The sequence below is a fragment of the Ruegeria sp. HKCCE3926 genome, assembly GCF_017872515.1.
Lineage (GTDB): Bacteria > Pseudomonadota > Alphaproteobacteria > Rhodobacterales > Rhodobacteraceae > Ruegeria.
Genome location: NZ_JAEDOU010000015.1, coordinates 1 through 11,578, shown reverse-complemented (window position 1 = coordinate 11,578; position 11,578 = coordinate 1). Strand labels below are relative to the sequence as shown.

The window sequence follows — 11,578 nt, the reverse complement described above, 5'->3', positions numbered from 1 at the left end:
ATGCCCAGCGATATTGCGATAACGAGCAATCCGGGCAAATTGCAAAAACAATCCTTTGGATGGCCAGCAGTCATTGTGTTTTCGCTGCTCTGTGTCCTTCTTATGGGGCAAGTGCCCTGGATTGCGAAATTCCCTGGCGCGCTGGAACTGCCGATCACGGATGTCCTGAATGTCATCATGGATTGGGTGGTGGCCAATTTCGAACCCTTCTTCAAAGTGATCACGTTGCTTTTCACCTATCCCATGGACTGGGTGCGTGCCTTGCTGCATTGGCTGCCATGGAGCGCCTTCGTCGCGGCGATAACAATGATCGGCTACAGGGCGGGCGGGCGCGATCTGGCAGTGTTTACGGTGCTCAGCCTGATTTATGTGCTGTGCGTTGGCCTGTGGGAAGAAGCGATGAATTCCTTTGCTCTTGTCTTCATCTCGGTTCCGATGGCCGTTCTGGTCGGCTTTGCTCTTGGGGTGTGGGGCTATGCCTCAACTCGAGCCGAGCGCGTCATCATCCCGCTGCTGGATATTTCTCAGACTATTCCAGCCTTTGCTTATCTATTGCCGATCCTCTTGCTGTTTGGTTTCGGGCCGGTTGTTGGTCTGGTCGCCTCTATTCTGTTCGCCTTCCCGCCCATGGTGCGGAATACCATTCTGGGGCTGCGCGGCGTGCCCTCCGATATCATCGAGTCCGGCCTCATGTCCGGCGCCACCCCAGGCCAGCTGTTCTGGCGCGTGCGGTTCCCGACTGCGTTGCGGCAGATTCTGATCGGGATCAACCAGACCACCATGGCATCGCTTTCGATGGTAATCATTGCTTCGATCATCGGCGGCACCGCCGACATCGGCTGGGAGGTTCTGTCGACCATGCGCAAAGCGCAGTTTGGTGAAAGTCTGGTGGCCGGTATCGTGATTGCCCTGATGGCGATGATCCTGGATCGGATCACTTTTGGTCTGGCCGAGCGCGAAGGTGTGACGCTGACCCGGAAAACAACGTTGCAGCGATACGCCTTTCCACTGCGTCTGATCGGGGTCGTGGTTTTGGCTCTGGCTGTGGCGCAGGTCGTTCCGTTTCTGGCGCAATGGCCTGAAACTTGGCAGTTTGATCTGGCGGAACCACTTAATCGCGCGATCACATGGTTCGTAATCAACCTCAAACCCTTGGTGGACGCGGTCAAGAATGCCAGCCTCTTCTTTGTTATGCTGCCCCTGAAAATTGGTTTCGACAAAACGGTCAGCCCGTTCACCTGGGGGTTCGCTCTGACAATCTGGCACACAGTGGCCTATGTCGCGTTGCTGGTCTTCGGCACCGCGTGGCTCTGGCAGCGGAAGCGTCCGGGTCTGGCCGTGACGGTCCCGTTGGGTGGGCTGCTGTTCTATATCGGGTTGACGGATATGCCCTGGCTGGCGCTGATCGCCATCCTCACCTATTTCGCCTATCGTCTGGGAGGGGGCCGACTTGCAGCCGGAACCCTGCTTGGGCTTACCTTTCTTCTGGTGTCGGGCAGCTGGGACAAGGCAATGCTGTCGCTTTATCTCTGCTCGATCGCAGTGGGTCTTTCCTTTGTCATCGGGGCATTGCTTGGTGCGGCGGCGGCGCAGTATGACTGGTTCTCGCGCATCATGCGGCCTGTCAACGACACGCTACAGACAATGCCACCCTTTGTGCTGCTGATCCCCATTGTCATGGTGTTCAAGATCGGAGAGTTCACCGCGCTTCTGGCCATTGTTTCTTACGCCTTTGTGCCGGCATTCCGCTACACGGAACACGGGCTTCGGCATGTGCCTAAAACCGTGACGGAAGCCGCAACCAGTCTGGGCACAACACGCGTACAGATGTTGTTTCTGGTCAAGCTGCCGCTGGCCCTGCCAAACATCATGCTGGGGCTGAACCAGTCGATCATGTTTGGCATCGCAATGCTGGTCATTGCGGCACTGGTCGGGACAAACGGGCTGGGACAAGAGGTCTATATCGGTCTTTCTGCCGGTAATTTTGGTCAGGGCTTTGTGGCCGGGATAGGAATGGCCGTCATCGCAATCACGGCGGACCGGTTTTGCCAAGCCTGGCAGCGCAATTACCAAAATCATCTTGTAAATGGATAAGCCATGAAACTGATCTATTCAGACGATCATCGCGATCATACCGGTGCCAAGGAAATGCGCTATGACCAGATGATACCCATGTCGGAAAGCCCCGAGCGCATGAATATGATCATGACCGCGCTTGCCGAAGCCGGGTTCACGGATGTCATCCCGCCAGCCACCTATGGGCTGGACGTGGCGCATCAGGTTCATGACCCTGCTTTCGTCAGCTTTCTGGAACGCTGTTATCCGCTATGGGAAGACGAATTCGGCACCGGCGGTTTTGCCACTGCCTATACCTTTGGGATGCGCGGGATGGATCAGGTGCCGAACGCCTCGGTGCATTCGATGCTCAGCTGCTATACGTTCGACGTATGTGTGCCCTTTGTCAAAGGGACATGGCAGGCGATCCGGTCCGCCAAGGATATTGCCCTGACAGGGGTTGATCTGATCCAAGATGGAGAACAAGCCGTGTTTTCCATCTGCCGTCCGCCCGGGCACCACGCCTCGCAGGATATGGCAGGCGGCTATTGCTATCTCAACAATGCTGCGATCGCCGCGCAGGCGCACCGCAACAAGGGGGCCAAGCGTGTGGCGATCCTGGACATCGACTATCACCACGGGAATGGGACGCAGGCCATCTTCTATGACCGGGCCGATGTGTTCTTTGCTTCGCTCCACTGTCGGCCGGAAGACGAGTACCCCTTTTTGATGGGCTATGACACCGAGACCGGTTTCGGTCCGGGCAAGGGGTATAATTTGAATCTTCCGATGCCGCGTGGAACCGATTTTCGCGCTTGGAGCAAAGCGTTGGAAATCGCGCTACACAGGACCCGCAACTATGCCCCCGATGTGCTTGTGGTTTCCCTCGGAGTGGACAGTTTCGCGGGCGATCCCGTTGGCGGATTCGAACTGCACAGCCCGGATTACATCGAAATCGGGCGCCAGATCCGGGCTCTTGACCTTTCCACACAGTTTATCATGGAAGGCGGATACGCGATGGAGGCTTTGGGCACAAATGTCGCTAATGTCATAAAAGGGTACTCCCATTAGAGATTGGTAACCGGAAAGGCATTCAGGGATCCACGACAGTCGATTGATAATGCATGATTGTGCCGTCCCTGTGTTCCGATTTGTCAATCAGATGAATGAACGGGATGATCTTCCGTTTTTTGACCAACCAAGGGTTCTGTCGCAAACCTTTTAGAAGACAGAGCATCAGTGGAGTTGGTGAGCAGTTTATCCTGCCAGTTGGGCGAATTGCTGAAACGGTTGGAGCCCGGGTGTGAATTGACCTTTGCGGATCATGTTGATCAGTTCTGTGCCTGCCAGGGCAGATGCGGCTGAAGCGAAAGATTTGAATCCCAGCATGGGTCTGATCCGGTTCCGTTGCAAAGATTTCAGCCAGGCGAGCTACTTCTGTGATCGCACCAGCGTTAATATGCTAGCCTAGCGAATTGTTGGAACGGACAGAGTCCGCGCGTGTGTTGCCCTTGCGGATCATGTGCGCGACTTCGATCCCGACCAGAGTTGCTGCGGCCGAGATATAGGACTTGAAGCCAAGCATCGGACGGGTTCGCCTATTGGTGAAGCTGTGATCTTGTTCCATGATGTTATTGAGGTATTTGCGCCTGACCATATCGATCGGGATCGGGCAGCCAAACCCCTTTAACATCTTGTTAATGGCCTTGATGCCAACGGTGCTTGCGCCACTTTTGTCGATGACTATCTTTCGCGGTAGGCCGTTGAGCTACAGCATCCGGGCGAAGAATTTCGTGGCAGCTGGTTTGTTGCGCCGCTCGGACAGCATGACATCAAGTGTTTTTTCGTGTTTGTCGACGGCGCGGTAGAGATAGACCCGCGCGCCTTTCACTTTGACGTATGTCTCGCCCATTCTCCAGGAGCAATCACATGGTCCTTTGCGTCGACGCACGACTTCGGCAATGGCGCCTGAGTATTGCGTTACCCAACGGTTCAGCGTGGTGTGACCCACGGAAACACCGCGCTCACCCATGATTTTCGCCAGGTCACGGTATGAAACACCTTATCGAACGTAGAAGAACACCGCGAACAGGATCACGTCCTTCGGATATTGCGCGCCTTTGAAAGAGATCATGGACCGACACTGGTCGTGAAACTCATTGCCCGTGATGTGCATCACGCCTTTGCGCAGGTGGTGATCCTGAAGCACGGCAAGATCCGGGGCGCTGGTCGCCTTGGGCTTGAGCGTGAACACATCCTGAAAAGTTCAGAACGGCTGAACAGGGCGCAAATTAAAAGCGGAGCAACCTGCTCAGTCGCAGGCCGCAGTGACGATCATCTCAACCTTGAGCACATCACGCGCCAGCTTGGCCTCGCCACAGGCACGGGCCGGGGCGTGACCTTGCGGTACCCAAGCATCCCAAACGTCATTCATCTCGGCGAAATCCGCCATGTCTGCCAGCCAGATCACGCATTGCAGGATGCGGGTCTTGTCGCTGCCGGCCTTGGTCAACAGGTCCTCGACCTTGGCCAGAATCTCGCGGGTTTGATCCGCGGCTGTTGTGGCATCCGAGGTTTGGCCACACAGATAAGCGACGCCGTTGTGCTTGACGATCTTGCTCATGCGTTGGCCGGTTTCGATGCGGGTGATTGTCATGTCGGTTATCTCCATTACAGGACCTTGCGGTCAAATCGGTCTATGCGGAAGGGCGATAGATTGAAGCGGCTTTGGCCACCGGTCACCAGATCCGCCAGAACCTGCCCCACAACAGGTCCCATCTGAAATCCATGCGCTGAAAACCCGAATGCGTGGAATGCACGCGGGGCATTTGCGGCCGGGCCGATCACGGGCAGATTGTCGGGCATATAAGCCTCCAACCCGGCCCACATCCGGTTGATACTGGCCTTGCGCATAATCGGAAAAAACTCGGTTGTAGTGCGGCACGCAGCAGCAAGTTTGGCATAGTCCAGCCGTGTGCGATTATTGTCGCGATCAGCGAACCCCTTGGCGCCACCGCCAATGAGGACGGTACCGTTTTCAAACTGTTTGAAGCTCAGCTGTCGGCTGATCGCCCCAACGACAGGCTTGGCGAAATGCGGCATCCGGGCGGTGATCATCAACATCGGTGCGGCATGGCTGAGGGGAACGTTATCACCGATCATCAGAGCGATTTTATCCGCCCAGGCCCCGGCGCAATTGACGACGGTTTTGGCCTCAAACCTGTGCCGGGTGCCGTGCGCCAGCCACGCATCGCCCACGCGGCGGAGGCACCTAACCTCTTCGCCTTCGATCACCAGAGCGCCATAGTTTTTCGCCGCCAGGCGAAACGCAGATGTTGCCTTGAAGGGGATCGCATACCCGTCCAGCTCCGAGATCACGCCGCCAACGCAATTGGGATTCACATGAGGCAATCGTTCCCTGAGTTCAACCTGATCGATGATCCGTTCATGCGTATATCCTGCGTCATGCATCTTGACCTCGCGGGCCTTCACACTCGCCAGATCTGCCTCATCCACCGCGATATTCACCAGTGTCTGGCGCCGAAATCCGGTATCATGACCCAGCTCTTCATCCAGTGTCTGCCACATCTCCATAGACGCTTTGGACAAAGGGACTTCAGCCAAATCCCGGCCCAGCAGCCGCACTCCGCCCGCGTTGACGCCCGAAGCATGCCGACCGGAGTAATCCTTTTCGACCACAATAACTGAGGCACCCTTGCGGGCCAGATGGTACGCGGTTGCACAACCCTGAATACCCCCGCCGATAATCAGAACATCCGCCTTCATTCCGCAGCCTCCGCCGGAACCGTGTCGTATCGGCCCAGCTCATCCAGGGTCAACAAGCGTTGCGGGCTGCGCAGGCGGTAATATCCAACCGCTTCGGGGCTTTCCTCACGCCACTTTGCCAATAGGCCAGTCACGGCATGGCCACATTGCCTTCCCTGGCACGGCCCCATTCCACATCGGGTCAGGGATTTCAGCGCATTCGAGTCCCGCGCACCTTGTTCGAACCCCGCTCGCAAATCGCCCAAAGACTGTTCTTCGCAACGACACACCAGAGTGTCGGGATCGCGCGGCAATCTCAGCGCCTCGGTTGGGCGGTACAGGCGGTCGATGAACCGGCGAAATGGTTTCAGGGCGGACAAGAAATTCAGATCAGCGTGCGCTTTTTGATCCCTGTCCGTCTGGGAAATTCGGCCAAGGTGAACCAAAATGTTCTGAGCAGCCACACGCCCAGCAGCGCAGGCGGCATCAGCACCTGCAATCCCAGCCCCATCGCCAGCAACCGAAACATGCGCAACCGAACTCTGGCAAAAATCGTCAACAGTGACCTGCCAACACATCTGCTCGCTGTTCCAATGATGATCCAACCCCATTGCTCGGGTCATGTTCAGATTGGGCTGAACGCCGTGATGCAGGAATACGGTATCGGCCAAGATCTCACGCCGCTGACCCGATGACACAAATCGCAGCCCAGAGGCTTTTTCATCGCCGATCACCTCCAGATTTTCGGCATGTCGGTAGGTGGCAACACCCGAAACGTGGATTTCCCGCAACAAAGACAAGCCCTTGCGAAATTGTCCGACCTGCCGTAGGGCGCGCGGCATAAGAAGCGCGGCATCAATGTAATGTTGTCGCGGAGTCGTATCGACCAGAGCGGCCACAGACACGCCGAGGCGCAGATACTGTGCCACAATCAAGTACAACAGCGGTCCCGATCCAGCAAAGACAGCCCTGTCTGCTACAACTGCGTCCGACTTCAGCATCACTTGCGCTGCACCAGCGGTCATGACACCGGGCAAGGTCCAGCCCGGGATCGGCATGGGCCGCTCCATTGCCCCGGGGCACAACAACATTTCCCGGCAGTGCAACTCACGTGTTTCGCCCTGATATGAGAACAGAATACGGCCATCATCCCCCAGATGCCATGCATCGGCACCGGCAAGATGTGTCGCGCGGGATTGTTCAAAGCGAGTGATCAGATCAGCACCTGCCGCATATTCCGGCCCCAGGGGTGCTGCATCCGGCAAGGGACTATCTGCCGCAGAGCGATAGATCTGCCCCCCTGCCCGTTCAGCCCGGTCCAGCACAACCACATCAATTCCAGCCCGCGCCAATTCAATGGCGGCTGACATTCCGGCCGGGCCAGCCCCAATGATCGCACAATCAAAAGCTTTCATCAGTTGCCTCGGTGTCTTCGGTAATGTCTTGTGTCATAACGCTCATCCCGTCCACGACCCGACGCAGGCAGGCTTGCTGATTGGGAAGCCCATCAATTTCGACCATGCATTCGAAACAGACGCCCATGGCGCAATAAGCACTGCGCTCGTCACCCGACAGGGCCGCCTTACGGGTCACAATCTGACCGGCCACGGCCATCGCGGACCAGACAGACTGACCTTTGCGCGCGGTGAACGGCTGACCATTAACGACCAGCGTCACCAGATCGTGGTCATTGTCTTGCAAGGATCTGAACATAAGCTGATCTCCGTGGGCTGGCCGGGCAAGGCACGGGGAGAGGCGCGCCTTGCCCGACCGCAGGGTCTGATCGGTTATTCGCCGATTTTGTCGAGGATGGACTGACCCCAATCCTGCCCCACGTCCTCCAGGACCTGAGGCCAGACCTGCGCACGTACATGAGCAGCGGTGGCAGCAAGCTCTTCGTCCGTCAGCGAGACGATGGTTGCGCCATTGTCGGCCAGCTTTTGCTCGAACGCGGCCTGATCGGCCTCAGCGGTTTCCCAGCGCTTGGCTTCGAACGCCAGCGCCGCGGATTCCAGAGCAGCCCGATCTTCATCACTCAAATCGGCCAATGTGCCCGAGTTGATGATCATGTACCAAACTTCAAAATGCGTGTTCACTGGCACATACGACGTCGTCACATCACGAAACGAGGCATAATAGCCTTCAGCGCCCGAACCGACGACACCGTCAACAACACCGGTCTGCACGGCAGTAAACGCTTCCGAGAACGGAATGGGCGACGAGATATAGCCCAGAGCGTCTGCAGTCAGCTGGAAGCTCTTGATACCGGGTACACGGACCTTGATCCCCTTGGCGGCCGTCGGATCACCTGGGTTCACCGCGTCGGTATTCAAGGCAACGCCGCCGAAATACACCGGATAGGCGGCCAGCATGGTGATGTCCTGCTTCGCATAAAGATCCTTCATCGCCGAATGGATCGCGCCGCCGGGACCATAGATCTTTTTCGCTTCGTCCCAGTTTGCCGCAACATAGGGGAAAGCCGAGATCTGCATACGGCGATCAACCGCTGTGGCGGCGGGCTGCACGGCCATGTCGATGGCACCAACCGAAATACGCTCTTGCACAGACGTGTAGTCCCCCAGAGCAGATGCCGGGAACAGGTTCAGTTCCAGAGAGCCGTCCGGGGCAGCCTTCAGCTCCTCAGCGAAAGCACGCAGTTCATTGTCGATTGTCGCGCCCTGAGGTCGGATATGGCTGATCTTCAGCGTGTCGGCGGCAGCGATGCCTGCAGTTGCGACAACGGCCGCAGCCAGGCAGGTGGATTTCAGAAAGTTCATCATGGATAAGTCTCCTCCGTGAATGATGAAGTGGTCGGCTTAGTAGCCAAAGAAGCGAGGCAGCCACATCGACAGGTCAGGCCAGAAACTGGTCAGGAAGACGACAGGCAGATATCCCAGCAGGATTAGGGTCATGGCCGGGCGGATCACCTTGGTGACCGGCACCTGGCCGATGCGTGCACCCAGATAAAGGATCGAGGCATAGGGCGGGGTCACGCCGCCCATGGCGGTATTCACACCCATGATCGCGGCAAACTGGATCGGGCTGACGCCGATGGCCTGCATCAGCGGCAGCAACAGCGGCGCGATCAGGATTATGGCGGTGACATCATTCACGACCATTCCGACGAGGAACAACAGGATGTTGATCAACACCAGCAGCAGGGCTTTGTTTTCGGTCACTGAAAAGATCGCCTGCACGATGGCCTGAGGGACGCTTTCCAGAACAAACATCTGGCTGAGGATCATCGAGAACAGGATCATCAGCATGATCGCACCGACCGAGGTCGCAGCCTCTTTGCCCGCACCGAAAAAGGTTTTGATGTCCAGCCCCTTGTAAATCAGGAAACCTACCGGGATCGCATAGATCACAGCTACGGCGGCAGCCTCGGTCGGTGTCATGATACCGCCATAGATACCACCCAGAATGATCACCGGCATCAACAACGCGGGCGTGGCCTTAAGACCGAGCGAGGTCGCCTCGGATACAAAGGCCTTCCCTTTCGGCGGCTCATTCAGCTGTAGGGGAAATTTGCGGGCCATGCGGATGTTGACCGCCGAAAAGCTGGCCATGATCAGCAGACCGGGACCCAATGTAGCAAGGAAGCAGGCCAGAATTGAGGTGTCTGTCACCCAGCCATAGACGATCATGGTTACCGAGGGCGGGATCAGCAGACCCAACAGCGAGGCGTTGGCAATAAGCGCCGTCGCGTATTCGCGGGGATAGCCTTGTTTCTCCATCTCGGGGATCAGCAAAGGGCCAATTGCTGCGACGCCAGTCAGGCCCGAACCCGATATGGCTCCAATGAGGGCGCAGGACACTGTAGCGACCACTCCCAGACCGCCCCGCAGGTGACCGATGAATATATTGACGAAATTCAGAAGGCTGGCAGCAATGCCTGAGACGGACATGATTGTCCCGGCCAGAACAAACAGCGGAATGGCCAGTAGCACCGGGTTGCCCAACTGCTGGAACCCCCACAGCATATTTCCCTTCATGACCACGTCTCCGGCGAAATACATCACCATCAGACCCGCACCGAAACAATAGGGCAGCGGTACGCCCAAGGTCAGCAGGATAACCAGGATCAATACAGCAAAAAGCGCAATCTCGATCATTTCAGACCTCCTTCCACGGCAGGTTCGGCAAGGGGGGAAAACAGTGCGCGCAGGTGCATAAGCAGATGCCAAGCGGTGAAGATCATCATCAGAACCAACCCGACAAACAAAGCGACATCGACATAGAAAGTCGGCAGATACAATGTCGGGCTCTCACGCCAGACCCGCATCGAATATTTGGTGAAATCCCAGGCCCAGGTGGTCAACCAGATGCCAACGATCAGGCTGATGACTTCACCTATAACCGCCAGAACCTGATGCTGACGTTCTGTGGTCAGAAAGATCTCCAGCACATTGGCGCGGATATGCGTGTTCTCGCGCGACGCGTTGACCGCCCCCAGCATGTACAGCCACAACGTTGGGTAAAGCAGGCTTTCTTCCAGCCCCATGACGGGGATCTCCAGCACATAGCGCGTGATCACCTGCACAAATTGCCCAAGAGCAACAAGGCAAATCAGAACCGTCAGCAGGACACTTGAAAAACGTGTCATTTCCCCCTCCATCACGGCGAATACAGGCAGCGCATTCATGATGGGAAAAATCAGGGGTACGGATTATTAAGTCAAAACGATTAAATTGATCTTTAAATAAAGTTACTTTATGTGGCGATGAAAAGTTAAGGATTAACAAAGGCAAATGAATCTCAGCTTCCGCCAATTACAGGCCTTCCGCGAAGTCATGCGAACAGGATCAGTGTCTGAAGCGGCCCGAATCCTCGGGCGGACTCAGCCAGCCGTCAGCGCACTGATTGCAAATCTCGAAGCCGAACTGGACATCGCCCTATTCCGGCGGCAGCGCGGGAAAATGGCCCCTACGCCGGAAGCCCAGTACTTCATCACCGAGGCTGAAGCGATCCTGGATCGCCTTTCGCTTTCAACCCGGACAATGCGCGAAATCGGAGCGCTGACGAAAGGGCGACTGAACATAGCCTGCATGCCGGCGGCCAGCAGCCTGTTGATGCCGCAGCTACTGGGTGAGTTTCTGCTGGACAAACCAGACGTAAAGGCGTCACTGATGATGCGTGCCTCACCCGTTATCGAGGAATGGATAGCCTCTCAGCAATATGACATTGGACTGGGTGAGACACCTAAAGCCACAGCAGCGATTGATACTGTCGATTTCGACATGAGATGCGTTTGCGCAATCCCAGCAGATGACCCACTGACTGAATTGGCCAAGGTAGAAGCCCACCATCTGTCGGGCCTTCCGATGGCCGGGCTGCAAGAAGGGCATCCAAATCTGATCGCAACTCAGAGGGCATTCGCCAGCCAAAAAGCCAGTTTCGACCAACGGTTCGAGCTTAGAACTTTTAACCCGGCTCTAACTTTGGTGGAAAAGGGGCTTTGTTACTGTATCTGCGATCCAATTACCGCAGCCGGATATGTCAACATGCGGTCTGAACCCAGGCCGGTCGTTTTTCGAGCATTCCATCCACATGTCATACTAAACGTCTCAATCATGCGACCAGCACATCGTCCCCCGTCCGCATTGGCGAGTGAGTTTATCCGGCAACTGGAGACTGCTCTCCAAGCAATAAACCGGCAGTTTTAAGACATTCTGTGGCGCGCAAAACTGCTCTCTGAATACTTTCCGCACGCTCAACGTCATCGATGAGTACAGCCGGGAGTGCTTGGCGATCCGTG

The 11,578-nt window shown here is 56.5% G+C and carries 10 protein-coding genes and 2 pseudogenes; 3 read left to right on the top strand and 9 right to left on the bottom strand.

Translation table 11 applies throughout. From position 1 onward, the window contains the following. Complete coding sequence (locus I9184_RS20470; protein ID WP_209835582.1) at positions 1–2,094, top strand: ABC transporter permease subunit; 2,094 nt, start codon at positions 1–3, stop codon at positions 2,092–2,094. Positions 2,095–2,097: 3 nt separating this feature from the next. Continuing rightward, complete coding sequence (locus tag I9184_RS20465; RefSeq protein ID WP_245218235.1) at positions 2,098–3,126, top strand: histone deacetylase family protein; 1,029 nt, start codon at positions 2,098–2,100, stop codon at positions 3,124–3,126. A 186-nt stretch (positions 3,127–3,312) separates the two neighbouring features. Here I9184_RS20465 and I9184_RS20460 read toward each other — a convergent pair. From I9184_RS20460 to I9184_RS20420, 9 genes and pseudogenes are all read right to left on the bottom strand, one after another. Next, positions 3,313–3,462 (bottom strand): annotated as a pseudogene (locus I9184_RS20460) (IS6 family transposase); the annotation flags it as partial. 47 nt (positions 3,463–3,509) lie between these two features. Beyond that, positions 3,510–4,189, bottom strand: a pseudogene (locus I9184_RS20455) (IS6 family transposase). Positions 4,190–4,366: 177 nt separating this feature from the next. Next, complete coding sequence (locus tag I9184_RS20450; protein ID WP_171725131.1) at positions 4,367–4,711, bottom strand: RidA family protein; 345 nt, start codon at positions 4,709–4,711, stop codon at positions 4,367–4,369. 14 nt (positions 4,712–4,725) lie between these two features. Further along, entirely contained in the window at positions 4,726–5,841 is a 1,116-nt protein-coding gene (locus tag I9184_RS20445) for an FAD-binding oxidoreductase (RefSeq protein WP_171725130.1), read from the bottom strand. After that, a complete protein-coding gene (locus tag I9184_RS20440) occupies positions 5,838–7,235 on the bottom strand; it encodes an NAD(P)/FAD-dependent oxidoreductase (RefSeq protein ID WP_171725129.1) in 1,398 nt (465 codons plus the stop codon). Before I9184_RS20440 ends, I9184_RS20445 begins: the two co-directional genes overlap by 4 nt. After that, positions 7,222–7,533, bottom strand: coding sequence for a (2Fe-2S)-binding protein (locus I9184_RS20435; RefSeq protein ID WP_209835581.1), 312 nt, complete (start codon positions 7,531–7,533; stop codon positions 7,222–7,224). The genes I9184_RS20440 and I9184_RS20435 overlap by 14 nt, the downstream gene beginning before the upstream one ends. A 74-nt stretch (positions 7,534–7,607) precedes the next feature. Next, complete coding sequence (dctP, locus tag I9184_RS20430) at positions 7,608–8,600, bottom strand: TRAP transporter substrate-binding protein DctP (protein ID WP_209835580.1); 993 nt, start codon at positions 8,598–8,600, stop codon at positions 7,608–7,610. A gap of 36 nt (positions 8,601–8,636) precedes the next feature. Further along, positions 8,637–9,935, bottom strand: a complete 1,299-nt coding sequence (locus I9184_RS20425) for a TRAP transporter large permease (protein ID WP_171725126.1) — start codon at positions 9,933–9,935, stop codon at positions 8,637–8,639. Next, positions 9,932–10,426 (bottom strand): TRAP transporter small permease subunit, encoded by a 495-nt coding sequence (locus I9184_RS20420; protein ID WP_170745487.1) that lies wholly within the window; start codon positions 10,424–10,426, stop codon positions 9,932–9,934. Before I9184_RS20420 ends, I9184_RS20425 begins: the two co-directional genes overlap by 4 nt. A 145-nt stretch (positions 10,427–10,571) precedes the next feature. Between I9184_RS20420 and I9184_RS20415 the strand changes: the two genes are divergently transcribed. Then, positions 10,572–11,486: a LysR substrate-binding domain-containing protein gene (locus tag I9184_RS20415; RefSeq protein WP_171725124.1), complete on the top strand. Its 915-nt coding sequence runs from the start codon at positions 10,572–10,574 to the stop codon at positions 11,484–11,486. Positions 11,487–11,578 lie beyond the last annotated feature (92 nt).

Coding starts and splice junctions, on each gene's coding strand:
- I9184_RS20465 (WP_245218235.1), top strand. CDS start 2,098: ATGAAACTGATCTATTCAGACGATCATCGCGATCATACCGGTGCCAAG.
- I9184_RS20425 (WP_171725126.1), bottom strand. CDS start 9,935: ATGATCGAGATTGCGCTTTTTGCTGTATTGATCCTGGTTATCCTGCTG.
- dctP (WP_209835580.1), bottom strand. CDS start 8,600: ATGATGAACTTTCTGAAATCCACCTGCCTGGCTGCGGCCGTTGTCGCA.
- I9184_RS20445 (WP_171725130.1), bottom strand. CDS start 5,841: ATGAAGGCGGATGTTCTGATTATCGGCGGGGGTATTCAGGGTTGTGCA.
- I9184_RS20440 (WP_171725129.1), bottom strand. CDS start 7,235: ATGAAAGCTTTTGATTGTGCGATCATTGGGGCTGGCCCGGCCGGAATG.
- I9184_RS20470 (WP_209835582.1), top strand. CDS start 1: ATGCCCAGCGATATTGCGATAACGAGCAATCCGGGCAAATTGCAAAAA.
- I9184_RS20450 (WP_171725131.1), bottom strand. CDS start 4,711: ATGACAATCACCCGCATCGAAACCGGCCAACGCATGAGCAAGATCGTC.
- I9184_RS20435 (WP_209835581.1), bottom strand. CDS start 7,533: ATGTTCAGATCCTTGCAAGACAATGACCACGATCTGGTGACGCTGGTC.
- I9184_RS20415 (WP_171725124.1), top strand. CDS start 10,572: ATGAATCTCAGCTTCCGCCAATTACAGGCCTTCCGCGAAGTCATGCGA.
- I9184_RS20420 (WP_170745487.1), bottom strand. CDS start 10,426: ATGACACGTTTTTCAAGTGTCCTGCTGACGGTTCTGATTTGCCTTGTT.